The following is a 24320-nucleotide window of genomic DNA, read 5'->3' on the forward strand; positions in this document are numbered from 1 at the left end:
CGCAGAACGATCGGATTGAGCGAAGGTCACGACCGTTGCCCCACTTCGTCGAACAGTGGTCCCTGCTGCACGGCTGGCTGCCGGTGGCGGTGCAAGCGCTGGCGCTGCTTGCGATCCTGGGTGCGATCGGGTGGCGCAGGCGGCGGTGGCGCGGCTGGCCGCTCCTGGTGGCGCTGGGAACCGCGGCTGCGGTCACGGCCCTGTCGTACTGGTACATCACGTCGATCGGCGTGGCCGGGGAACCGGCCCCGGTGGCGCTGTGGCTGTGGATAGCGCTGAGCGGGCTCGCGGCGGCGGTGCTCCTGCTGGGCTGGCCGGGTGGCCGCTGGTGGCGGCGCGCGCTGGCGGTGGTTTCGGTTCCGCTGTGCGCGCTGTGCGCGGCCCTGGCCCTGAACGGATGGGTCGGCTATTTCCCGACCGTGGCGGCCGCGTGGGATCAGCTGACGTCGAAGCCCCTGCCCGATCAGATCGATCGGCTGCGGGTCACCGCGATGCAGCTCGAGGGGACCAAGCCGGCCAAGGGCGTCGTGGTGCCCGTGACGATCAGCGCCGACGCCTCGCACTTCCCGCATCGTCAGGAGCTGGTGTATCTGCCCCCGGCGTGGTTCAACAGCAACCCGCCGCCGCGGCTGCCGACGGTCATGATGATCAGCTCCGCGTTCAACACCCCCGCCGACTGGCTGCGCCCCGGGGGCGCGTTCACCGCGATCGACGACTTCGCGGCCGCCCATCACGGCTTTGCCCCGGTGCTGGTGTTCGTCGATCCCACCGGTTCGTTCGACAACGACACCGAGTGCGTCAACGGCAGCCGCGGTAACGCCGCCGATCACCTGACAAAGGATGTCGTGCCATTCGTGGTGTCGAACTTCGGCGTCAGCGCCGACCGGGCCAACTGGGGCGTCGCCGGCTGGTCGATGGGCGGCACCTGCGCCGTCGACCTGGCCGTCATGCATCCGGAGCTGTTCAGCGCCTTCGTCGACATCGCCGGCGACCGCGGCCCCAGCATCGGCACGAAGGACCAAACCGTCGCCCGGCTGTTCGGCGGCAACAGCGACGCCTGGGCGGCTTTCGACCCGGCCACCGTCATCGCCCGCCACGGTCGCTACACCGGGCTGTCGGGGTGGTTCGACGTGCCCGCGGCTTCCGGCCAGCGCACCGTCGCCCAGGAAGCCGGCCCCGACCTCGCCGTTCCCAGCGCCGACCCGGTCGCCAATCCGGAGGGCCAGGACGCCGCGGCCAACTCGCTGTGCACCCTCGCGACGGCCAATGGCATCGACTGCGCGGTGGTCACCCAACCCGGCAGGCACGACTGGCCCTTCGCGGCGCAGGCGTTCGCCGCGTCGCTGCCCTGGCTGGCGGGGACGCTGGGCACCCCGGGCGTCGAGCAAGTCCCGTTGCCGCAGCGCGGCGGCGGGGCTCCGCATTGATCACAGCTACGCAAGACCGTTACCTTTTCGAGGCTGAATTCACAGCTGACCCTCCTGTAACGAACCCGGCGTCTTCGAAGCGGCACTGGTACCGTTCGCTGCTGTGGCGGCGGAGTTTGGCAGCGAGGGCGTCCGGGGTACCGGGTCGCGTGTGCCGACATCGCACCGCAAAAGACCTGCCAGGAACCGCGCCTTCGCCATCACCGCCTTCCGCGGGACGTCGGATCGTGGCCTCGGCGCGCCGGAGCTGAACCGGCGCCGTTTCCTCGGGGCGCTGGCCGCGGCCACCGTCGCCGGCGTGGGGGCGGCTCGTCTGGTGGTCGACCCGCAACCGCGGACCTTCGCCCAGGCGCCCCCGGCGAACATGGCAGCAACCTCGGGTCCGACCGCGCCGGCGGCGCTGCTACCGCCACCTCCGCTGAGCGCACGCATTCCGCTGCCCGGTGGCGGCGCGCTGACCAAGATTCCCGGCGACGGCGACTTGCTGGCGCTGACCGTCGACGACGGCGTCAACAGCGAGGTGGTGCGCGCCTACACGCAGTTCGCCAAGGACACCGGTGTGCGGCTGACGTTCTTCGTCAACGGGGTCTACAAATCCTGGACCGAGAACCTGCAGATGCTCCGACCGCTGGTCGATTCCGGGCAGATCCAGCTCGGCAACCACACCTGGTCGCACCCCGACTTGACCACCCTGCCCAAAGACCAGATCGCCCAGCAGATCACCCGCAACGACGAATTCCTGAAAAAGACGTACGGCATCGGCGCGAAGCCGTACTGGCGGCCGCCGTACGCGAAGCGCAACGCCGCCGTCGACGCGGTGGCCGCCGACCTCGGCTACACCGTCCCGACCCTATGGTCGGGTTCGCTGTCGGACTCCACGCTGATCACCGAGGACTACATCGTGAAGATGGCCGATCAGTACTTCACCCCGCAGTCCATCGTGATCGGCCACCTCAACCACCTGCCGGTCACCCACGTCTACCCGGAACTCGTTGAGATCATCCGCGACCGCAACCTGCGCACCGCCACCCTGAACGACATCTTCCTCAAAACGCCGTAGCGCTCCGTGCCAGGCGCTCGCCGAGGGTGGCGTGGAAATGTCCGATCGCGCTCTCGTGCCGGCCGAACTCCACGAATTCGTTTGCACCCGAATGTAGTCCGCGTTGCACGCCCGCCGACATCTCGTTGTCCTCGGCGAGGCCCCGCTCGATGAAGCTGCCGGCGCCCACCAATCGCATGGACGGGTCGTGGGGCGCGCGCTCGGCTACTTCGGGTTTCACCATCGAATAGGTGCTCACCGTGGTGTGCTCGACGTCCACCGGGTCGATCACGACCACGGAAACCACGTCGGGGAATGTCGCCACCATGACGTTGGGGAACAAGTGATAGACGTAGGTGATCCGCGCGTCGACGTTCCAGGTCGACTCCGGGCGGTCCCGAAGCCGCTCAATATTGCGGTACGGGAACGTGAGTCGGCTGTTCGGGCCGAACGTCTCCACGACATTGAGGTCGTCGTATTGCACCGGGTAGAAGGTGTCTCGGTGCGTCGAGCGGAGGTGATAGCCCTCCAGGAATTGTTCGACGAGCACCTTCCAGTTCATGGCCCGCACAGTCGAATCCGTATTCACGAGGCGCTGCGCCGGCAGCAATTTATCGCGCCATGGGCTCCCGTCGGTCAGCGCGGCCATCGAATCGTCGTCGAGGCCCGGCGCGTCGAGCGCGCCGATGACGATGAGCCCGTCCACCTCGTGGCTTTCGACCTCGACCAAACCGCGGGTCGACGCGTCCAGGCCCGGGAACGCGTCGGCGTGGGGCACATGGGAGAGCGAACCGTCCAGGCGGTACGTCCAGCCGTGGTAGCGGCACACCAAAGCGTGCGCGCAGCCGGGTTTTTCGACCAGGGCGAAACCGCGATGCCGGCAGGCGTTGCGGAACACCCGCGCCCGCCGATCGTGTCCGCGCACCGCGAAGAGCGGCACGCCGAACGCGACCCGCTCGACGTGGTCCCCCGGGGCGGGGATCGCGGCCGAGGGGACGAAGACGCTCGGCATCGCCCGAAGCAGCCGGAGTTCATCGGCGAATCGGCCTGCGCTCACATAGTTTTCGACCGGCTCGCGCCAGGGCGCACCCTCGTCGGTGGTACCGGCGTCGATGTGGGCGAGGACGCGCCGCACGATCTGCACATCGTCGGCGAGCACCGACTTCGTCGGCAGGCTCATGCGAGCCAGTATCACACTGTGCTTGTCACGTGTCAATGATTTGGTGATATCGTTGCGTTCCGTGCGTACCCTGCCCCGGTCGCGAGTGAGCGACCTGATCGACGGCCGGTCCCTCAGCGCGCGCTCGGTGCTGGCGTCGGCCTTGCTCGGATCCGACCGGGGCCGCCTGACGGTGGCCGAACTGGTCGCGGTGGCCTCGCTGTTCGGCATCAGCGCCGGCGCGGCCCGCACGTGCCTGTGGCGGATGGTGTCCAACGGCGAACTGGTCGCCGACGGCGGCAGTTACGCGCTCGCGGGGCGATTGTCGGAGCGCCGAGAGCGCGTCGACGAGGCGTCCCGGATCGACGACGTCGCCGCGCGCCGCTGGGACGGCACCTGGGAACTGGCGATCGTCGCGCTGGAGCGCCGATCGGCGGCCGATCGCCTCGAGTTGAGGAAGGCCGCTACGGCGCTACACCTGGCCGAGCTTCGCGAAGGCGTGTGGATCAGACCGGACAACCTTGACCCGCAACGGTTTCCGACGCTCCGGGCCGTTGTCGACCGACAGTGCACGCACTTTCACGGCGCCGCCACGGACATCGGCGCCGACAAAGTGCGATCGCTGTTCTCCCTGGACGAGTGGGCGCGGGACGCCGCGCTGCTCGCCGACGCCATGGACTCCGCGCTCGACACCGCCAAGCGCGACGATTCGACCGAAAGCTTCACCTACGAGTTCGCGCTCTCGATCGCGGTGGTCCGGCATCTGCAGCTCGACCCGCTGCTGCCCGCCGAGCTCACCGGCGATGACTGGCCGGCGCAGCGGCTGCGCGGCACTTATCACCGGTTCGATCGGGCCTTCAAACATCGCATGAACGGCGCGTTCCGGCGGCCGTAGCGTCGCTCGCCTTACAGCGAATCGACGACCTCTTTGGCCTCCCGCAGCCCGGCGCCGGTCAGCTCGCGGAACAGCTTGATCGCGGCGATGGCGTTGCCGGAGCGGGCCAGCGCGACGACTTCCGACGGCACTCCGCCCTCGAGCACGCCCGACGCCGTCGCGCCGACGTCGCTGCCGAACGTCGGGCACGGCACCCCGAGCCGCTCGGAGAGCAGGCGCACCTGGTGTTCGAGCAGTGCGATCCGCCGGTACAGGTGGGCATCTTCTATCACGCAACGATTATGCGCGACGGCGGGCTGTCGGACCGCCTATGCGGCGTCCGGCGATCCGGCCGGCACGATGTTCTGGTTGATGTGGAACACGTTGCCCGGGTCGTATTGCGCCTTGATCTCGCTGAGCCGCTGGTAATTCGGGCCGTACGTCGCCCGGACCCGGTCTTGCCCTTCGTCCATCATGAAGTTGACGTAGGCGCCGCCGGCCGAGTGCGGGTGGATGGCGTTCCAGTAGTCGGCCGTCCACCGCTTCAACACCGTCGCGTTGGCCGGGTCGGGATCGACCCCCGCGATGACCTGTGAGTAGGTCACGTCGCGGTAGGCCCACGCGGTGTCGGTCTGGCCGACCCGGTGGACTGCGCCGTCGATCGGGTAGAGGTGCATCGTGGAGTGCATCGTGGGCAGTTCCGCGGTGAAGCGGGCGTGGGCTTCCACCGCGGCGTCGGGCACCGAGCGGATGAAGTCGCCGCGCCAATACCATTGCAGGCCTTTGGGATACAGCGCATCAAAGGTGGACTGCAGCGCCGGGTACGGGGCCGCGACCAGGCCCTCGAAGGCCGGCTGCATCTGCCGGATCGGCGCGAAGACTTCGTCGGCCCGGGCGGGATCGCCGCTGTAGCACCAGACCACCGCGCAGGCCTTCTGGAGGTGGAACGCCTCGGGGAACGGCGGCGCCGGCGGGACGGTCATGGCCGCGAAGAAACCGTAGAGGTCCTCGTCCTGGGCGGGCAGGAAGTCGCGGTACCACCGCAGGATGTCGGCGGTGGCCGACGCCGGCCAGGCCGTCGGGCCGCAGACGACGGTGTGCACCGGATGCAGCCGGAACGTGAACGAGGTGACCACGCCGAAGTTTCCGCCGCCCCCGCGCAACGCCCAGAACAGGTCGGGGTGCTCCGATTCGGACGCGGTCACCACGCGGCCGTCGGCGAGGACGACCTCGGCCTGCAGCAGGTTGTCGATGGTCAGCCCGTACTTGCGGGTCAGGTAGCCGTGGCCGCCGCCCAGGGTCAGGCCGCCGACGCCGGTGCTCGAGATGATGCCGGACGGGGTGGCCAGGCCGTGCGCGTGGGTCGCGCCGTCCACGTGTGCCCATGTGGCCCCGCCCTGCACGCGGACGATGCGCCGGTCGGCGTCGACCTCGACGCGGTGCATCGGCGCGAGATCGATGACGAGGCCGCCGTCGACGCAACCGAAACCGGGACCGTTGTGACCGCCGCCGCGGACGGCGACCTCGAGGCGCGACGCGCGGGCGAACTCGAGGGCGCCCGCGACATCGGCGGCGCACGCGCACCGCACGATCACCGCCGGGCGCTTGTCGATCATGGCGTTGTGCAGCGCCCGGGCCTCGTCGTAGCCGGGGTCATCGGGGAGGATGACCTCCGCCCCGAATCGGCCGCGCAGTTCGTCGGTTGCGGTGGTCGTGCTCATGGCCGCATCTCCTTGTTTGCTCGCGGGTCCTGATGAAGCGACGCTACGAGAGGAGCGGGCCGCGCGTCATGACCACAACGGAGCATTTCCGAGGCACTCCACGATAGTCACATCTGACTATCGACCGACCGACATCGGCGCGGTTACTTTGTTTGCATGGCGCAGTGGGTGCCGCCACCGCTTCCGGCAGAACTGGTGGCACGCCGTCGCGGCCCGCTGGTGGGTCGCGACGCGGAACTCGCGGCCTTCGAACGGGCCTGGGAGCGCGTCGAGGGCGGCGATCGCCAGGCGGTGTTCATCGGCGGTGAACCCGGGGCCGGCAAGACGCGCCTGGCCGCCGAGGTGGCCGGAACGCTGGCCGGTCACGACGTCGCGGTGTTGGTCGGCCGCTCGACGGCCGACGAGGACGTCCCGTACGCACCGTTCGCCGAGGCGCTCGACCGGCTGCTGTCGGCCGTCCCACCCGGTTCGCTGGCGGACCTGCTCGGCGACGCGGGCCCGCAGTTGCGGCGAATGTCGGCCCAGGTGGACCGGCACCTGCCCGAGGCCGGGCCGGCGATGGAGGTCGGCTCACCCCGGCAGGCGCTCTTCGACGCGATGACCGGCTTCCTGCGCCGCCTGGCCGTCGACCGCCCGGTCGCGCTGATCCTCGACGACCTGCACTGGGCTCAGCTGCCGACCCTCGCGATGCTCGAACGCGTGCTGATCGGCTGCGCCGACGTCCGGTTGCTGGTCGTGTCCACGTTCCGCACCACCGAACCCGACCGCTCCGACGAGTTGACGACCCGGCTGGCCGAACTGCACCGCTTCGACGGCGTCCGGCGCCTGGACCTCGCCGGGCTGGACACCGAGGCGATCGCCGAATTCGTCAGCCGAACCCAGCAACTGGCCCCCTCGTCGGCGCGCACGGCCGCCGCCCTGCTGCGCGACAAGACCGGCGGCAACCCGTTCTTCCTGACCGAACTGGTCAACGATTTGGAGGGCCGGGGCGGGCTGGCCACGCTGAGCGCCCAGCACACCGTGCCGGCGTCGATCGGCGACGCGATCGCCCGCCGCCTGAGCGGACTCGGCGCGGGCGTCCGCGGGGTGATCGAGCAGGCGGCCGTGCTGGGCGAGACGTTCGATCTGCCCGCGCTCATCGCCGCCAGCGATGCCGACCTGTCGGCCACGCTGGCCGCGGTCGATTCGGCGGAGGGCGTCGGCCTGATCCGGCCGGTTCGCGACTCCGACGGCGAATTCTCGTTCGTGCACGCGCTCACCCGCGAATCGGTGGTCGGCGGGATGGCGGCGTCGCGGCTGCGGATCATGCACGCGCGCGCCGCCGAGGCGCTCGAGGGCCGCGGGGATCCCTCGGTCGTTCCCCGCCTGGCGAACCACTACCTGCGGGCGCACGTGCTGGGCTATCACGAGCAGGCGCTGCGCTACGCGTACCAGGCGGCCCGGATGGCCGAGCAGAGCCTGGCCTATGAGGATGCGGCCAGATGGTTCGAGCGGGCGGCGTCGCTGCCCGAGCTGAACCGCGCGGATCGGGCGCGGCTGGACCTCGACGCGGCCGCAAATCATGTGCGGGCCGGGGACTTCGCCCGCTCGCGGGCGATCTACGAACGGCTCAGCGCGATGGACGACCCGCTGATCCGCCTGGGGGCGGCCGTCGGCTACGAGGAAGCGAATTGGCGCCGCGGGCAGTCCGATTCGACGGCGGCCGACCTGCTGGCGGCGGCGCTGGAATCCTGCGGCTTGACCACCGACGACCTGCGCTACATCCAGGCGCTCGGCAGCTTCGGCAGAGCGCTGGCATTCGCGGGCGAGGCGGCACGTGCGCGCGAGGTCGGCAGCAACGCCATCGACCGCGCGCGGGCCGCCGGGGATCCGGCGGTGTTGATGCACACCCTGAAGGCCAGCCTGTGGCACGGCCTCACCCCGGAACTCTGCGACATCCAGGCGGAGCGTTCGGCCGAGGTGTCCCGGATGGCGTTGGAGCGCCGCAACTACGAGGTGCTGGGGGCGTCCTCACACTTTCGCGCCATGGTCAGCTATCTGGCCGGCAGCCCCGACGACTTGGCCGCGTCGACCGCCGACATGCGGCGAGCGGGCGAAGCCATCGGGCAACCGGTCTTCGGCTTCGTCGGCGCGTGTGTCGAGCAGGCACTCGCCTATCTGCGCGGCGACTTCACCGGGGCCGAACGGTGGGCCGACATCGCCTTGCGCACCGGTGATCTGTTCGACGCGGACGACACCAAGGGCTCCCACGGGGTCCAGATGTTCATGATCCAACGCGAAACCGGCGACCTGAAGAAGTTCGCCGAGTTCATCGATGGCAGCGAGACTTTTGCCGGGCGCTGGGTGCCCGGCCTGCTCGCGCTGTACACCGAGCTCGGCTGCGAAGCGGGCATGACCCGCGCCCTCAATCATCTGATGAACCGCAAACTCGGCGACCGCACCAACGAGGCGCAGTGGCCGATGGAGCTGGTGTTCATGGTCGAGGCGGCGTTGGAGCTGGGTAACCGCGAAGCGCTGCACGCGCTGCGCCCCTACGTGTCCCGCTATGCCGGCAAGAATCTGGTCGCCGGCCAGTTCGTCGCCCTGTTCGGCAGCGCCGACCGCTACCTCGCCCGGATCGCGGCCCTCGACGGCGACGACGCCGCGGCCGAGCGGCATTTCGGCGCGGCCCTCGAGATGGACCGCCGGATGGGCTCGGTGGTTCACATCAGCGAGACGCTGGCCCGCACAGCGCTGTTCGCGGCGGCGCGCGGGCACACCGAGGAGGCCCGCCGCCTGGCCGACGAGGCGCGCGTGCTGGCCGCCCAGATCGGCCAGCGCCGGGTTGTCGAGTTGGTGGATTCGCTGCTGACCGTGGGGCCGGACGGCCTGACCGATCGGGAGGTCGAAGTGCTGCGGCTGCTCGCCGAGGGGTTGAGCAATCGGGCGATCGGCGAGCGCCTCTACATCAGCACCAACACGGCCGCCAACCACGTGCGCAACATCCTGATCAAAACCGGCGCCGCGAACCGCACTCAGGCGGCGATGTATGCCGCCGACCACGAGCTGCTCGGGTGAGCGGCCTCAGATATCGGAGACCGCCCCGTCGGGCATCACGCGATCACGCACCTCGACGATGACGTCGGCGGGGAGGCCGGCCCGCGCGGCCGCGGTTCGGATGGCCTCGGGCGACGGCGCCTCGTACAGGCAGTACGTCTTTCGCTTGTCCGCCGAGAGGAACGAGTACATCCAGCGAACGCCCTCATGGTCGTTGATCCGGTTGATGCCGTCGGCGATCTCGAAGCTGGGTTCCATTTCCTCGGCAAAGTTGCGCTCGACCATGAAGATGGGCACGACGGACTCCTGTCATTGTCTTGGGTCGAACCTACGCCCCGCGTGAGGCTCAGCACCAGCAAATTTCTCGCCGGCGTCAGTCGCCCGGTGTGTCCGCCTCGCTGGACAACAACAGCTGCAGGGTCTCCCGCAATTCGCCCAACCGCTGGGGGCCGAGCACCTCCGCCCAGCGCTTCTCCAAAGCGACTGCATTGGAACGCATCACACGCAGCGCCTGGCGGCCGCGCGGCGTCAGCTCGATGATCCGGGCACGGGCGTCGCCGGGATCGGCCACCCGCGTGACATAGCCGTGCCGCTCCAGGCTGGCTATCCCCTGGGCCACCGCCTGGCGACTCACCCTGAGCCGGTCGGCCAGGTCGGAGGCGTGCAGGCCGCCGGCCGCCAGCGGCACCAGCGCAACGGCTTGAGCCGGTCGGATTCCCTCGAGCTCGGCCGCGGCGAAGGCCGCTCTCAACCGCGGCGCCCCGGAGGCGGCCACCAAATTCACCAGCGCCGGGACGGTGGGCTTCCACTCGGCATCGGCAACACGTCGCATGCAGATGAGTGTGCCACTGCGGGCCAGTTTGACAAGTTACTTGTCAAATATCCGCATCGATGCCACGATGGCCTCATGCGATCGCGATGCGCTCGAACGTTCGGCGTGTGTCTCGTGTCCGTGCTGGCCATCGCGCTCGCCGGCTGCGTCGGCGGCCGGCACGCAATGGGATCACCTGGCTCGCAGTCGATTCCGGTCGGGCAGTCGACCCAGACCATCGACTGGGGCGGGGTGGCCAGGACGTTCCACCTGTACCGCCCGCAGGGATTGCCCGACGCGGCGCCGCTGGTGGTGATGCTGCACGGCGGCTTCGGCAACGGCGCGCAGGCCGAGCGTTCCTACAACTGGGACGCCGAGGCGGACAACGGGCACTTCCTGGTCGCGTACCCCGACGGCCTCAATCGCGCCTGGAACGCCGGAACCTGTTGCGGGCAGCCGCAGCGCGACAACGTCGACGACGTCGGCTTCATCACCGCGATGGTGGGGGCCATCGAGCAGGAGATACCGATCGATCGCGCGCGCGTCTATGCCACCGGCATGTCGAACGGGGCCATGATGGCCCTCCGGCTGGGGTGCCAGACCGATACCTTCGCCGGGATCGCCCCCGTGGCGGGAACCCTGCTGACCGACTGCTCGAAGGCCCGGCCGACATCGGTGCTGCAGATTCACGGCACCGCCGACGACCGGGTCCCCTACAACGGCGGGCCCGGAAAGGCCTTCGCCATCAACGGGAATCCGCGCGTCGACGGTCCCGCGGTGGAGTCGGTCAACGCCACCTGGCGCTCCATCGACGCCTGCGGACCACCGACTTCGATCAGCACCGGCGGCGTGACGACCCAGACGGCCGGGTGCCCCGACGGACGCACGGTGGAGCTGATCTCGGTGGCGGGGGCCGGCCATCAGTGGCCCGGCGGCCAACCCAGTCCGCTCGCCGAGCTCGCGGGGGTCCCCGAGCCGTCCACGGCGCTCAACGCCACCGACACCATCTGGCAATTCTTCAGCCACTAGGTTTTCTGCCTCGAACGTCGAGTTGTTTGCGCGATCGTCGCGTTTTTCCCGCAACAACCCGACGTTCGGCGGGTTTACTTGTCCGGTGGAGCGCTTGCTGGAGCGCGAGGCCGTCCTCGCGAAACTGGCCGAGCTGACGCGCGCCGCGCGCCGGGGCAGGGGTCAGGCGGTGTTGCTCCGCGGGGAAGCCGGCGTGGGCAAGACCGCGGCGCTCGCCCGGTTCACCGCGGGCCTCGACGCCGAGTTGCGGGTGCTGCGCGGCTGGTGCGACCCGCTGGCGGCGCCGCGACCGTTGGGCCCGCTACTGGACGCGCTGACGGGGGTGGGCGCACCGGCCGCCCGGGCGCTGGACGAGGCGATCGAATCGGGCGATACGGGTGCGCTGTACCGGCGGCTGCTGACGGTGCTGCGCGACGGAAACCGGTGGGTCTGGGTGATCGAGGACGCCCATTGGGCCGACGGCGCGACCCTCGATCTGCTGCGTTTCCTGGCCCGGCGTATCGAGTCCCTGCCGCTGTTGCTCCTGGTCTCCTACCGCGACGACCAGCTCGACCGACAGCACCCGCTTTCGGTCGCGCTGGGGGATATCGCGACCTGTGCCGCGGTCAGCCGCGTCGCGTTGGAACCCCTCAGCCGGGACGCGGTGGCCGTCCTGGCCGCCGGCAGCGGCGTCAATGCGGACCAGTTGTATCAACTCACCGGTGGCAACCCGTTTTACGCCACGGAGGTCCTGGCGGCCGGCCCCCAAGCGCTGCAACGCAATGCGTTGCCGCGCAGCGTGACCGAGGCCGTCTGGGGGCGCCTGGGTCGGCTGTCGACGGCCGCTCGCGAGACCGCGCACGCCGTGGCGGTCTGTGGTCCGCGGGTACACGCGGAGCTGCTGCACAAGGTTTGTCCGGCCGCCGGCGCGGGGCTGGCCGAGTGCCTCGACGCGGGCGTGTTGCTCACCGCGTGGGAGGCGATCGGGTTTCGCCACGAACTCGCCCGGCTCGCGACGCTCGAGCAAGTCCCGGACCACGAGCGGACGGCCGTGCACACCCGTGCGCTGGCCGCTCTGGCCGAGCCGCCGATCGACCCGAACACGTTCGCGGCCTTGGCATTTCATGCCGATCAGGTCGGCGACACCGACGGCGTGATCCGCTACGGGGTGGCCGGTGCGCAGCGTGCGGCGGCGCTGGGCGCCCATCGGCAGGCGGCCGACCTGTATGAGCTGGCGCTGCACCGCGCCGACAGCGAACCCGCCGAGCAGCGGGTGCAATGGCTCGAGCAGCACGCGGTGGCCTGCTACCTCTGCGGGCGCGGCGAGGCCGCGGTTTCGTCGTGGCGCCAGGCGATTTCGCTGCGCCACGCGATGGGCGACCGGTTGGGCGAGGGCGACGACCTGCGCTGGCTGTCGCACGGGCTATGGGGGCTGGGCCGGGTGGGAGAATCCGCCGAGGCCGCGCGCGCCTCCCTGCACCTGGTGCAGGATGCCGACGCATGTCCGCAGCTGGCCTGGTCGTTGGTGAACATGGCCGAGCAGGGCCTCTGGAACTTCGACCCGGCCTGTGCCGACTACGCGGCGAGGGCGATCGCGGTCGGCACCGAGCTTGGCGACAACGCGGTGGTCGTCCGCGCCCGCGGCTACCTGGGTTTGGCGAACGTGGTCCGCACGGACACGGGATGGCATGAACTGGAAGCGGTTTGGCGCGATGCGATGGCGGCCGATGCCCGCGGCGAGACCGCCGCGTTCTTCGGGGCGGTGAACGGCTACATCGCGGCGATGCACTACGACCCCGATCGGGCGGATCGCTACATCGACAGCGCCGTCACGTACTGCCGCGACCGGGGGATCTACCTTTTCGAGGGCATCGCCGCGAGCGCCGAGGCTCAGGCCTCGCTGCATCGCGGCCACTGGAGTCAAGCTGGCGCAATCGCCGAGGACATGCTCAGTCGCCCAGGGCTGACGAAGGTAACTCTGATTGCGGCGCGGCTGGTCCTGGCCCTCATCAACGCCCGTCGCGGCCACCAACCCGTCGCCTCGCTGCTCGATGACATCGAAGCCAGCTCGGAGCTGAACCAGCAGCGGTTCTTTCCGGTCTGGGCCGCGCGCGCCGAGGCCGCCTGGCTGGCCGGCGACGACGACTCCGCCCGGAGCTTGGCGCAGAGCGCGCTGATCAAGATGGGCGACTGGAATCCCTGGCTGATCTGGCAGCTCCGCCGGTGGGCCCGACTTCCCGATGGCCCGCCAGAGCCCATCTCCGTCGGCGGACCGAGCACTCCCTTCGAGCTGGAGGTCGGCGGTGACTGGCGGGCCGCGGCGGAGGCGTGGCATCGGCGCGGCTGTCCCTACGACGCCGCCATCGCCGAGCTCGGCGGCGACATCACCGCGGTCGAGTCGGCGCTGGCCACGTTTCGCCGGCTCGGCGCCCGAGCCGCGGCTCGCCGCGCTCAGCAGCGCCTGACGGCGCTGCGCGGTGACGCTCGTCGCGGCAGGGGCGCGGGCACGGTTGCCGATCCGGATGGGCTGACCCAGCGGCAACGCGAGGTACTGACGTTGATCGCCGCCGGGTACAGCGACGCCGAGGTGGCCACCAAACTGTCCATCAGCCCCAAGACCGTCGGCCACCACGTCGCCGCGATCCTGGCCAAGCTTGGTGCCGACAACCGCACCCAGGCCGCGGCCCGCGCCCGACCCGGCGCGCCGCTGGACCCGCAAATATAGGGAAAATTCCCGATCCACGAGGCCGGCTCGGCGGCGGGCTTGCTCAACATCGGCACCGGAATCGCCGGCCTGTTCAACCTCGCCCGCTCGTAACGGATCGCACTGCGAGATCGCCAACCCTTATCCGCTCAGCATCGCGTCGATGAGCCGGTGCAGCACCTCCCCGGTCTCCCCGCGGGCGCGCTTCGGATCGTCGGCGGTGGCGATGACCATGGCCGCCTCGTCGAGCGCGCCGATCAGGATGTGCGCCAACGGTCGCACCGGTTGTTCGGCCAGCTGGCCGGCCTTGACGGCTTCGGTGAGCAGTTGTTCCGTCATGCCGAGGCTGTAGCGCTGTGCCACGTCGCGAAAGGCTGGCCAGCCGAGCACGCTGGGCGCATCCAGCAGGATCAGCTGGCGGACCTCCGGGTCGCCGGAGACGTCGAGCCAGGCATCGACGGCGGCCCGGATCGCGCCGGCGGGCGTGGTCGCCCCCGACTCGGCGACCAGCACCGCCATCCGGGCCATCACGTCCTGCTCGACCACCTCGACCACCTCGGCGAACAGCGCTGCCTTGTCGGCGAATTGGTGATACATCGCGCCTCTGGTGACGCCCGCCGTGGTGGCGATCTCCGGCGTTCCGACGTCGGCGTACCCGCGCTGGCCCCACAGCTTGCGGGCAGCCGAGATCAGCGCGTCGCGGGTCGCCGCGGAGCGCTCCTCCTGGGTCCGTCTCTTGCTTTCCATACAGCCTGTTGGTAACTTACGAACAGACAGCCTGTTTGTAAGTGTATCTCGAAGGTGGGAGCTAGCTATGTCGACGATCGACATTAATGCCGGAACCATTCATTACGAAGCAACCGGACCCGAGGACGGCAGGCCCGTCGTCTTCGTGCACGGGTACATGATGGGCGGCCAACTCTGGCGCCAGGTCGGCGAGCGCCTCGCGCGGCTCGGCCTGCGCTGCATTGCCCCCACCTGGCCCCTCGGCGCGCACCCGCAGCCCCTGCGCCCCGGCGCCGACCGCACCATCAGCGGCGTGGCCGGCATCGTTGCCGACGTGCTCGCCGCGCTTGACCTCGAGGACGTGGTGCTGGTCGGCAACGACACCGGCGGGGTCGTCACGCAACTCGTCGCTGTGCATCGTCCCGAGCGGCTCGGCGCGCTGGTGCTGACGAGTTGCGATGCGTTCGAACACTTTCCGCCGCCGATCCTCAAGCCGGTGATCCTGGCCGCCAAGTCCAAGACGATGTTCAAGGCGGTGGCTCAGGCCATGCGCGCGCCGGCCGCGCGCAAGCGCGCCTTCGACGGCCTGGCGCACCGCAACATCGACGACCTCACGGAGGCCTGGGTGCGCCCGGGGCTGTCCGATCCGGCCATCGCCGAAGACCTGCGCCAGTTCACCCTGTCGCTGCGCACGGAGGTGACCACCGGCGTGGCCGCCCGGCTACCCGAGATCGACCTGCCCACCCTCGTCGCCTGGTCGGCCGACGACGTGTTCTTCGAGCTCGGTGACGGCGAACGCCTGGCCGCGACCATCCCCAACGCCCGCCTCGAGGTCATCGAGGGGGCACGCACGTTCTCGATGGTCGACCAGCCGCAACGGCTCGCCGATCTGCTGTCGTCGATCGCGGTGCGCACCTAGCTCGGGACCGCGCCTGGCGGGCGCTACGCTCGCGGCATGCAAAACGTGCTGCAGGGCAGGCGGATCCTGGTCACCGGCGGAGCGACCGGCATCGGCGCGGCCGCCGTCGGGGTCCTCACCGCCGCGGGGGCAGAGGTCGTCGGCACCTATCACCAGACCCCGCCGCCGGACGGGCTGGCGAACACCTGGCTGCAGTGCGACGCACGTGACGCCGAGGCCGTCTCCGCGATGGTGCGGCAGGCCGCGGACCACCTCGGCGGGCTCGACGTGCTGGTGAACGCCGCGGGGCTGTGGCAGTCCGGCATCCCCGGATACATTGGCGCCGACGAGATCTCGTTCCTGTTGGACACCAACGTCAAGGCCACCATCCTGACCAACCAGGCGGCGTACGCGGTGATGAAGAGTCAAGATCCCAAGGGCGGCAGGATCATCAACTTCGGATCGTCCGAGGCCGTACAGGGCAGCGCCATCTCGGCGGTCTACGCCGCGACCAAGGGCGCCGTGCAGGCCTGGACCCGATCGGCCGCCAAGGCCTGGGGCGCCGACAATGTCACCGTCAACGCGCTGGCGCCGGCGGTGCAGACACCCGGCTCCGACCGCTTCCGGGATTTCCTCGGTCCCGATGCGAGCGCCCTCATCGACCAGCAGATGCAGCTGATGATTCCGATCGGCGGGAAGCTCGGAGACCCCGCGCGAGACGTGGGGCCGATGCTCGTGTTTCTCGCCGGAACCGGTTCCGGCTTCATCACCGGGCAGCTCCTCGCGGTCGACGGCGGCCTGATGATGGTCGGCGGATAGGCAGAAATTCGCGCGCCCGGTTCCGTAGCAGCACCAGCGACCTATGCAGCTCAAACAGCACGAGACCATGATGGCCGTCAGAAGCGAACAGACGGGTTATCCACACCGTCTTCGACGGCGAACCCTCGGCGAAATGGGCATGAAAGGTTTCACAACACGCTGGCCGAGCCGCCCGCTATTATAAGACGGACCGTCTCGTCTCGTAAAGCACACATAGCGAAGGTGAATCCGACCAATGGCTGACGACACGATTCAGGCGCTACTGCGCAAGCGCCTGACCGATCCCGCCGTCGCCGTCAAACACGGCACCCTGCAATGGACTTGGCGTCAATACCTCGCGGCATCGACCGCGCGCGCCGCGGCCTTCATCGCCGCCGCCGACCCGCATCGGCCCCTGCACGTCGGCGCCCTGCTGGGCAACACGCCCGAGATGCTGGCCCAGATGGCGGCCGCCGGGCTGGGTGGCTACGTGCTCTGCGGGCTGAACGTCACGCGGCGCGGCGAGGCGTTGGCGGCCGACGTCCGGCGCGCCGACTGCCAATTCCTCGTGACCGACGCCGAACATCGGCCGCTGCTGGACGGATTGGACCTCGAGGGAACGCAGATCCTCGACACCTCGACGCCGCAATGGGCCGAGTTCATCGGCGGCGCGGGCGAACTGGTCCCCCACCGCGAGGTCACCGCGATGGACGCGTTCATGATGATTTTCACCTCGGGAACGAGCGGAAATCCGAAGGCGGTCCAGGTATCCCACCTCATGGCGACGTTCGCCGGTATCAACCTGGTCCAGCGCTTCGCGCTGTCGCAGCAGGACACCTGCTACGTGTCCATGCCGCTGTTTCACTCCAACGCCGTCGTGGCGGGATGGGCGCCCGCCGTGGTCTCCGGCGCCGCGATCGTGCCGGCGAAATTCTCGGCCAGCAACTTCCTCGACGACATCCGCCGCTACGGCGCCACCTACATGAACTACGTCGGCAAGCCGCTCGCCTACATCCTCGCCACCGCCGAGCGCGACGACGACGCCGACAACCCCCTGCGGGTGGCGTTCGGTAATGAGGCCAACGACAAGGACATTGAGGAGTTCGCGCGCCGATTCGGGGTTCAGGTCGAGGACGGGTTCGGCTCGACCGAGAACGCGGTCATCGTGATCCGCGAACCCGGCACGCCGAAGGGTTCGATCGGCCGCGGGGCCGACGGGGTCGCGGTCTACAACAGCGAAACCGTCACCGAATGCGCCGTCGCGCGCTTCGATGCCACCGGCGCGCTGGCCAATGCCGACGAAGCGGTCGGCGAGTTGGTCAACACCACCGGATCGGGTTTTTTCACCGGCTACTACAACGATCCGGAAGCCAACGCCGAACGGATGCGCCACGGCATGTACTGGTCGGGCGACCTCGCCTACCGGGACGCCGAGGGCTGGATCTACCTGGCCGGGCGCACCGCCGACTGGATGCGGGTCGACGGCGAGAACCTGGCGGCCGCGCCCATCGAGCGGGTCCTGTTGCGGCACAGCGCCATCAATCGCGTCGCGGTGTACGCCGTTCCCGACGAGCGGGTGGGCGACCAGGTGATGGCCGCGATCGTCCTCAACGACGGCGCCGAACTCCAGCCCGATGCGTTCGAAGCGTTCCTCGCCGCGCAGCCCGACCTGTCCCCCAAGGCCTGGCCGCGCTACGTCCGCATCGCCGCCGACCTGCCCAGCACCGCCACCCATAAGGTGCTCAAGCGCCAGCTGATCGCCCAGGGAACCGCCGTGGGCGAGGACGAAGCCCTGTGGGAACGCGAACCGCGCGGCACCGCGTACCGGCGCGCGGCGGCTAGCCCGGCTCCCGGCGCGCTCGGCGGCGGATCTGCCCCTTCGCCCGTCGCACCCGTTTGACCGGGTCTCTGCTTGTGCCCCCGGCGATCTCGTCGCGCAGCTGGGAGATGTTGGAGATCTCGGCGTAGAGTCCGCGGATGGCGTAGTCGAGGACCGCGAACGAGAAGCGTTGGTCCGGATCGTCGATGATGCCGAGTTCGCGGGAGCGCTGCCGCGACCACAGGGCCTCGTCCAGGCGAGCCCGCGTCGATTCGAGATGCCGGTCCAGGGTGTCGATCACGCGCTCCGGGTCCTCGCCGCGGGCGAGCCAGGTCCGCAGGATGACGGGGTGTTTGATCACCACCTGGTCCTGACCCGGAAAATGCTGGACCCACCGGCGCAGCGCGTCCAGCCCGGCGTCGGTGGTCTCGTACAGCGTGATCGCGCGCTTGCCCGATTGGGCTCCGATCTCGTTGACCATCCCTCGCGCCAGCAACCGGTTCAGCTCGCGCCGGACGTGGCTCACCGACGGCGACCAAAAGAAATGCCCGACCGACAGTTCGGCGCGCATCTTGACCTCGCCGGCGGTGAGTTGTTCGTCGTTGGCCGCCAGCACGCCGAGGACCAGGTAGGCGGTCACCGGCAGGCCGTTGCTGGTGCGCGCGGGGCTCATTGCGAACCGGTGAAATACGGCAGGGTCACGTCGGCGTCGACGGCGTGGAATTCGACCTGCACCCGCAGGCCGATCGCCAGGTCGGCCGGGGCGATGCCGACGATGTTGGTCAGCATTTGGTAGCCCTCGTCGAGGGTGACGATCGCCGGCGCATACGGCGGTTCGAACTCCGCGGTGACCGGGCGATGCACCAGGGTCCAGCTGTATATCTCGCCGAGGCCGTCGCTGCGCTCCCACCGCAATTCGGCCGAAAGGCATTGGCGGCAATGCTCGCTCGGCGGGAAGTTCGCCGCGCGGCAGGCCGCGCAGCGTTGGTAGCGCAGCTCCCCGGCCCGGCAGCCCTGCCAGAACGGAAGGCTGAGGTGGCTGCTGGCGTGTGGCACGGGGCCACGCTGGGGCCGCAAGGCGTCGGCGGTCATCTCGGTTCGTCTCCCAGGATCAGCACCGTGGTGAACAGGGCGCCCGCTCCGCCGTTGCTGCACAACGCGATATGCGCGCCGGGGACCTGGAGGTCGCCCGCCTGACCGCGCAGCTGCTGGACGGCGCGGATGGCCCGCTGCATCATCTGCGGGTTGGAGCCCGCGTGGCTGAAGGACATGGTTCCTCCGTCGGTGGTCACCGGATGGCTGCCGTCGATGGCGATGTGGCCGTCGGCGACGAACGGTCCGCCCTCGCCGTCGGCGCAGAAGCCGAAAGCCTCCAACTGGCGGATGATTTCGAAAGAGAACGGATCGTAGAGCTCCAACACGTCGACGTCGTCGCGGCGCAGCCCGGCGTGGCCGAAGGCGCGCTCGGCCGCCTGCCGGCCGACCACGCCGTTCACGTGATCGCCGCGCCGACCGGCGAGGTCCCACGCAGGCGGGTGCTGATACGACGGGCCGTGAAAGTCCGCGCCGCTGCCCAGCACGTAGATCGGCCGCCCGGCGACATCCACTTTGTCGACGTTGGCGACCACCAGCGCGCAGCCGCCCTCGGATGTCGTGGCGCAGTCGAGGAGGTGAAACGGGTCGGCGATGGGCCGGGACGCGGTGATGTCCTCCGGCGTGAACGGACCCCGTTGGTAGTAAACGGCTTCCGGGTTTCGCGATCCGTTGTTGCGGATGGTCGCCGCGACGACGGACAGTTGTTCGCGCGTCGTGCCGTAGACGTGCATGTGGCGCTGGGCGATGAGCGCGAACTCGGCGGTGGTGAACATCCCCCAGGGCGCGACGAATTCGTTCTCAGGCCTGGTCCACGGCGCCGTGGCCTCGTGGTCGCGGTATTCACCCGCCTGCGCGGCGACAAGGACGACGACGTCGGCCATGCCATGCTCGATCGCGGTCACCGCTTCGGTGATCATGCCGACCCCGAAGGCAAGACCCTGCCATGCCGGGCCGATGCGCAGGTCGTAGATCAACGACGTGGAGTGCGGGCTGGCGCTGATGCCGTCGACGTCCTCGAGGGTCAGCCCGGCGTCATCCAGGGCGCCGTGAATGGCCTTGAGCGCCAGGCCCCGTGAGGTCTCGCCATCCAGCCGGCGGCCCTGCCGTGTGTTGTGCACGCCGACGATCGCGGCGGTTCGCTTGGTGCGGCTAGTTTTCATCCGCGACAACTCCCAGGTAGGTGCCGACGACGTCGAATTCCCGCCCGTCGCGCGTGATGGTTCCGATCTTCGTGGCCCGCGCCTGCCCGGGCGTCGCGCCCGCCTCGACCACGTCGATTCGCACGTCGATGGGCCTGGCGGTCCGCGGGTCGGTGATCTCGACGAGCATGGCCACGGCGTGTTCGCTCGCGTCCCACTCGACGCCGGTGATCCGGTGCCGGGCCGTCAGCTCCATCACCACGGAGTCCTGGCGGACCAGGAACCGGACCGGTACGCACAGCTCGCCGGCACGCGGCGGCACGCACAGCGTCACCGCCACGTCACAATCCCGCCGGCCGCGCGCTGATGGCTCCCGCGGCGCGCAGTTCGAGCAGATCCTGTTGGCTGCGCCCGAGAATGCCGGTCAGCACTTCGTCGGTGTGCTCGCCATACAGCGGCGGCACCCGCCGGATCCAGCGCCGGGGCTTCCCGACGAACGCGAAGGGCATGCCCGTGCACAGGAAGGACCCGGCGACCGGGTGGTCGACGGTTTCCCAGAAGCCGCGCGCGAGCAGTTGCGGGTCGCTCAGCAGGGCGGCCGGCTCGGTGACACGCGCGGCGGCGATCCCGGCCGCGCGCAGCGCCGCCACCGCCTGGGCCACCGGGTGCCGCGCGGTCCAGTCGGAGATCAGCTTGTCGATCTCGTCCGCGCGTTCCCGCCACGCGTCCTCGCGCGGGTCGAGCTCGGGTCGCTCGATGAGCCTCGCCAGCGACGCCCGCGCGGCGTCGTCCGTCGCGGCCAGCGCGACCCATTCGTCGTCACCCGGGCACGGGTACACGCCCTGGGGGGTCGCGCCGGGGCCCCGGTTTCCCTGCCGCCGCAGCTCGATTCCGTTGCGCGAGTACTCCACCAGCATCTCGGCGGCCACGTTCAGGGCCGCCTCCACCATGGTGGCTTCGACGTGTATCCCGACCCCGTCCCGGTCGCGGATCGCCAGCGCCGCGACCGCTGCGAACGCGGCGTGCAGCCCCGCGATGGGGTCGCACACGCCGCGCGGGATCACCGGGGGCCCGTCGGCGTGTCCGGTCATCCACGCCATGCCCGTCGCCTGCTCCATCGTCTGCGCGAACCCGACGCGGTCGCGCCAGGGGCCGTCCAGCCCGAACGCCGGCATCCGGACCATGATGGCGCGGGGATTGGCCGCCACCACCACGTCCCAGGTCAATCCGAAGTTGTCCATCACCCGCGGCGAGAAGTTCTCGATCACGAAATCGCTTGCCGCCATGAGCTCTAACGCGACGGCCCGCCCGGCGTCGGTGCTGAGCTCCACGCTGACGCCGCGCTTGTTGTTGTTGCTGCACAGAAATACCGGGCCCCACTCCCACCATTGGTCCCAGTCGGGTGGGCGGCCCGCGGAGAACCTCATGCCGTCGGGCCTGCGCACGCCCTCGAGCTTGATCACGTCGGCGCCGAGGGCGCCGAGCAACTGCGTGGCGACGGGCCCGGCCCAGAACGCGGTGAGATCGGTGATCCGTATGTCGCACAACGGAAGCGCGCCGGCGCCCGGTTCCTCGGGCCGCTGCGGCCGGGGCGGCCAGCGGACGCTGCCGTTGTCGGCACCGAGTCGCGGCGGCCGCCCGGGCGACCTGACGGCCATCGCCTCGCTGCGATAGGGCGCCCGCGGCTGCAGGACCCCGAGCTCCGATTCGACGAAGGCGCCGCGCTGCACGAAGTGGTCGACGGTGGGCAATGACACCGGGGTGGCGATGGGTGCCACCGGGATCCGGAACGCCACCGCGATGTCGATGATCTCCTGTGTGGTGCGGGTCTGGGTCCAGTGGGTGACCATGCCGAGGAACTCGTCGCGGCGCTGTACGCGCCCGGCGAAGGAGGCCAATTCGGCGTCGTCGACCAGATCGGCGCGATCGATCATGATCAGGAAATCTTGGAACTGCTGCGCGGTGATCGTGCAGAACCCGACCATGCCGTCGGCGGTGGGAACGATCGACGGCAACTCCAGACTGCGTTGGTAGAGCAGGGAATCCGCGCCCAGGACGCTCGCCGACATGGTCGAGAGCCCGCCCATCGCGATGACCATCGCCTCGTAGGTCGACACGTCGACGACCTCGCCGCGCCCGCACCGGGTCGCGTGACGGGTCGTCGCGGCGGCGACCGCCGCGGCGAAGGTGCCCGCGAGCCACTCGCCCAGCCGCCCGCCGGCCTGCACCGGCTCCTCGCCCGGCCAGCCCCGGCTCGCGATCGAGCCGCACAACGCTTGGAGGACGAATTCGTTTGCGACCACCTGGTCCTCGACGTAGGGGCCGGTCATGCCGAACGGCGTCACGGCCACGACGACGGCCGCGGCGCCGGTGTGGGCCGTGATGGCGTCGACGGTCCAGCCGTCGGTCAGGTCGGTCAGCACGAGGTCGGCACCGGCCAGCAGCGCCGCCGTCTCCGCGCCGTCGTTCACCGACTTCTTGCCCGCGGCCAGGTAGCCGAACAGCGCCCCGGCGGATCCGCCGGGGCGGGCCGACCAACGCCGCACCGAATCGCCTTGCGGGGACTCGACTTTCACCACCTCGGCGCCCGCGTCGACGAACATCTTGCCGCAGTACGACGCCGCGATGCCGTTGGACAGCTCCAGCACCCGCCAGCCGGCGAACGGTGCCCGGGCGGCCACGCTCAATTGCCCAGGGTGGTGGCGCGTCCCGCGATCCCGCTGGCCTCGGCGGTCACCTGCGCCTGCAGCGCGAACTGCGTCATCCGGGTCCACGCGTCCCGGTCACGCTGACTGGCTCGGCGGCCGACATGGGTGACGACGTCGACGTCGGTGGCCTGCGCGCGGAGGTAGCCGGCGCGGGCGTGCTCCTTCGGAATGTAGCGGAACGGGTCGAACGAGTAGGCGGCCATGGCGTTTTCGTGGGTGATCTTGTCGATCACCGAGTCGTCGAGGTGGCCCATGGTTTCCATGACATCCTCGGGCGCGAACGGCCAGTTACTGTCGGAATGCGGGAAGTCCGACTCCCAGCACAGCATGTCCTCGTTGAACCAGTCCATGTTCTTGACGCCGACCTTGTCGCTGATGAAGCAGGTGTAGAAGTGGCGCTTGAACACGTCGGCGGGCCCGCTGTAGCCGGGCGGGAACTTCGCGAGCGTCCAGCCCGAGTGCCGGTTGTAGACGTGCTCGGCGCGCCACAGGAAGTACGGAATCCAGCCGACGTCGCCCTCGGTGAGGGAAAACTTCAGTGGCGGGAAGTCTGCCCAGAATTCGGCCCAGATCAGCTCGGTGAAGGTGAACATGCTCATCATCGATGACGCCGTCATCTGCACGCTGGGCGGCGCGTCGCTCGACACCTGCGGGGATCGCGACGCGGACCCGACGTGGGTGCACAGCACGGTCTTGTGCTCGCAGACCGCCTCGAACAACGGATACCAATACTTGGTGTGAATGCTGGGCATTTGCAACGCTTCCGGATTCTCCGAGAAAGTCACCGCGTGGCAGCCCTTGTCGGCCAGTCGCTTGACTTCCTTCGCCGCCTCGGCCACGTCGAACAGCGGCAGGATGCCGCAGGGGATGAACCGGCCCGGGTAGGAGGCGCACCACTCGTCGATATGCCAGTCGTTGTATGCCTTGATCATCACCAGGTTGACGTCGCGATCCGGTCCCTGGTTGAGGACCTGGCCCGAAAACCCGGTGAAGTTCGGAAAGTTCAGACCCGCCAGCTGCCCGCCGGCGTTCATGTCGCGCACCCGCTCGTCGACGTTGAAGCAGCCCGGCCGCATCTCGTCGTAGCGCGAGGCGTCGATGTTGTACATCTCGCGGGGCTTTCCCGCCACGGCATTCAGGCCCATGTTCCGTCCGCGAACGTCGCCGTAGTACCACTGCTGGACCCCGTCCGGCTCGACGACCACCCGGGGCGCGAGGTCGCGGTACTTGGCGGGGACATGCGCGTCGAACATGTCGGCGGGCTCGGCGATGTGGTCGTCCACACTGATCAGGATCAGGTCATCCTTGTGCATTGCCGCGCTCCTCGCGTCCCGATATAGGGACTAGTAGACAATGAT

Annotated in this window: 21 protein-coding genes; 9 read left to right on the forward strand and 12 right to left on the reverse strand. The window is 69.6% G+C overall.

The features are described 5' to 3' along the window. Positions 1-35: 35 nt before the first annotated feature. Both AWB89_RS23400 and AWB89_RS23405 read left to right on the forward strand, forming a co-directional pair. Positions 36-1427, forward strand: coding sequence for an alpha/beta hydrolase (locus AWB89_RS23400; protein ID WP_142282617.1), 1392 nt, complete (start codon positions 36-38; stop codon positions 1425-1427). Between the two features lie 247 nt (positions 1428-1674). Next, entirely contained in the window at positions 1675-2487 is an 813-nt protein-coding gene (locus AWB89_RS23405; RefSeq protein ID WP_085177144.1) for a polysaccharide deacetylase family protein, read from the forward strand. On the opposite strand, the gene AWB89_RS23410 is transcribed toward AWB89_RS23405, so the two are convergent. Continuing rightward, entirely contained in the window at positions 2474-3646 is a 1173-nt protein-coding gene (locus AWB89_RS23410) for an aromatic ring-hydroxylating oxygenase subunit alpha (RefSeq protein WP_174627866.1), read from the reverse strand. The two genes, AWB89_RS23405 and AWB89_RS23410, sit on opposite strands and share 14 nt — an antisense overlap. An 85-nt stretch (positions 3647-3731) precedes the next feature. Between AWB89_RS23410 and AWB89_RS23415 the strand changes: the two genes are divergently transcribed. Then, positions 3732-4520 (forward strand): PaaX family transcriptional regulator C-terminal domain-containing protein, encoded by a 789-nt coding sequence (locus AWB89_RS23415; protein ID WP_241519363.1) that lies wholly within the window; start codon positions 3732-3734, stop codon positions 4518-4520. Positions 4521-4531: 11 nt separating this feature from the next. Here AWB89_RS23415 and AWB89_RS23420 read toward each other — a convergent pair whose 3' ends face one another. Both AWB89_RS23420 and AWB89_RS23425 read right to left on the reverse strand, forming a co-directional pair. After that, positions 4532-4792, reverse strand: coding sequence for a ribosomal protein L7/L12 (locus tag AWB89_RS23420; protein ID WP_085098094.1), 261 nt, complete (start codon positions 4790-4792; stop codon positions 4532-4534). Between the two features lie 36 nt (positions 4793-4828). Beyond that, positions 4829-6220 carry an FAD-binding oxidoreductase gene (locus AWB89_RS23425; protein ID WP_085176890.1) on the reverse strand — a complete coding sequence of 464 codons (1392 nt, stop codon included), beginning with the start codon at positions 6218-6220 and terminating at the stop codon, positions 4829-4831. 156 nt (positions 6221-6376) lie between these two features. Between AWB89_RS23425 and AWB89_RS28360 the strand changes: the two genes are divergently transcribed. Further along, the gene (locus AWB89_RS28360; protein WP_085176892.1) at positions 6377-9277 is read left to right on the forward strand and encodes a helix-turn-helix transcriptional regulator; all 2901 of its coding nucleotides are present in this window, start codon (positions 6377-6379) and stop codon (positions 9275-9277) included. Positions 9278-9283: 6 nt separating this feature from the next. Here the strand turns inward: AWB89_RS28360 and AWB89_RS23435 are convergent, their stop codons facing one another. Together AWB89_RS23435 and AWB89_RS23440 are read right to left on the reverse strand one after the other, a co-directional pair. Further along, positions 9284-9553 (reverse strand): DUF4242 domain-containing protein, encoded by a 270-nt coding sequence (locus AWB89_RS23435; protein ID WP_085098088.1) that lies wholly within the window; start codon positions 9551-9553, stop codon positions 9284-9286. Positions 9554-9629: 76 nt separating this feature from the next. Then, positions 9630-10088 (reverse strand): MarR family winged helix-turn-helix transcriptional regulator, encoded by a 459-nt coding sequence (locus AWB89_RS23440; protein WP_085176894.1) that lies wholly within the window; start codon positions 10086-10088, stop codon positions 9630-9632. 75 nt (positions 10089-10163) lie between these two features. Here AWB89_RS23440 and AWB89_RS23445 point away from each other — a divergent pair, with 75 nt between their 5' ends. Both AWB89_RS23445 and AWB89_RS23450 read left to right on the forward strand, forming a co-directional pair. Further along, on the forward strand, positions 10164-11096 hold the full coding sequence (locus AWB89_RS23445; protein WP_085176896.1) for a CE1 family esterase: 933 nt from the start codon (positions 10164-10166) through the stop codon (positions 11094-11096). A gap of 85 nt (positions 11097-11181) precedes the next feature. Next, entirely contained in the window at positions 11182-13800 is a 2619-nt protein-coding gene (locus tag AWB89_RS23450) for a helix-turn-helix transcriptional regulator (protein ID WP_085176898.1), read from the forward strand. A gap of 120 nt (positions 13801-13920) precedes the next feature. On the opposite strand, the gene AWB89_RS23455 is transcribed toward AWB89_RS23450, so the two are convergent. Continuing rightward, complete coding sequence (locus tag AWB89_RS23455; protein ID WP_085098073.1) at positions 13921-14526, reverse strand: TetR/AcrR family transcriptional regulator; 606 nt, start codon at positions 14524-14526, stop codon at positions 13921-13923. Positions 14527-14593: 67 nt separating this feature from the next. On the opposite strand from AWB89_RS23455, the gene AWB89_RS23460 reads away from it, so the two are divergent. The 3 genes from AWB89_RS23460 (at position 14594) to fadD1 (ending at position 18101) form a co-directional block, all read left to right on the forward strand. Beyond that, a complete protein-coding gene (locus AWB89_RS23460) occupies positions 14594-15424 on the forward strand; it encodes an alpha/beta fold hydrolase (protein ID WP_085098070.1) in 831 nt (276 codons plus the stop codon). A 36-nt stretch (positions 15425-15460) separates the two neighbouring features. Continuing rightward, on the forward strand, positions 15461-16222 hold the full coding sequence (locus AWB89_RS23465) for an SDR family NAD(P)-dependent oxidoreductase (protein ID WP_085176900.1): 762 nt from the start codon (positions 15461-15463) through the stop codon (positions 16220-16222). A 235-nt stretch (positions 16223-16457) separates the two neighbouring features. Continuing rightward, positions 16458-18101 (forward strand): fatty-acid--CoA ligase FadD1, encoded by a 1644-nt coding sequence (gene fadD1, locus AWB89_RS23470; RefSeq protein WP_085176902.1) that lies wholly within the window; start codon positions 16458-16460, stop codon positions 18099-18101. On the opposite strand, the gene AWB89_RS23475 is transcribed toward fadD1, so the two are convergent. From AWB89_RS23475 to AWB89_RS23500, 6 genes are read right to left on the reverse strand one after another with little or no spacing between them, the layout of a single operon-like run. Continuing rightward, positions 18040-18693, reverse strand: a complete 654-nt coding sequence (locus tag AWB89_RS23475) for a MarR family transcriptional regulator (protein WP_085176904.1) — start codon at positions 18691-18693, stop codon at positions 18040-18042. The genes fadD1 and AWB89_RS23475 overlap by 62 nt on opposite strands. Beyond that, positions 18690-19112, reverse strand: a complete 423-nt coding sequence (locus AWB89_RS23480; RefSeq protein ID WP_085176906.1) for a Zn-ribbon domain-containing OB-fold protein — start codon at positions 19110-19112, stop codon at positions 18690-18692. Before AWB89_RS23480 ends, AWB89_RS23475 begins: the two co-directional genes overlap by 4 nt. After that, on the reverse strand, positions 19109-20275 hold the full coding sequence (locus AWB89_RS23485; protein WP_085176908.1) for a thiolase family protein: 1167 nt from the start codon (positions 20273-20275) through the stop codon (positions 19109-19111). The genes AWB89_RS23480 and AWB89_RS23485 overlap by 4 nt, the downstream gene beginning before the upstream one ends. Beyond that, positions 20265-20594, reverse strand: a complete 330-nt coding sequence (locus tag AWB89_RS23490; RefSeq protein ID WP_085176910.1) for a hypothetical protein — start codon at positions 20592-20594, stop codon at positions 20265-20267. The genes AWB89_RS23485 and AWB89_RS23490 overlap by 11 nt, the downstream gene beginning before the upstream one ends. 1 nt (position 20595) lies before the next feature. After that, positions 20596-22935, reverse strand: a complete 2340-nt coding sequence (locus AWB89_RS23495; protein ID WP_085176912.1) for a CaiB/BaiF CoA-transferase family protein — start codon at positions 22933-22935, stop codon at positions 20596-20598. 2 nt (positions 22936-22937) lie between these two features. Next, positions 22938-24275, reverse strand: a complete 1338-nt coding sequence (locus AWB89_RS23500) for an amidohydrolase family protein (protein WP_085176914.1) — start codon at positions 24273-24275, stop codon at positions 22938-22940. Between the last annotated feature and the right edge of the window lie 45 nt (positions 24276-24320).

The sequence above is a fragment of the Mycobacterium paraense genome (assembly GCF_002101815.1).
Lineage (GTDB): Bacteria > Actinomycetota > Actinomycetes > Mycobacteriales > Mycobacteriaceae > Mycobacterium > Mycobacterium paraense.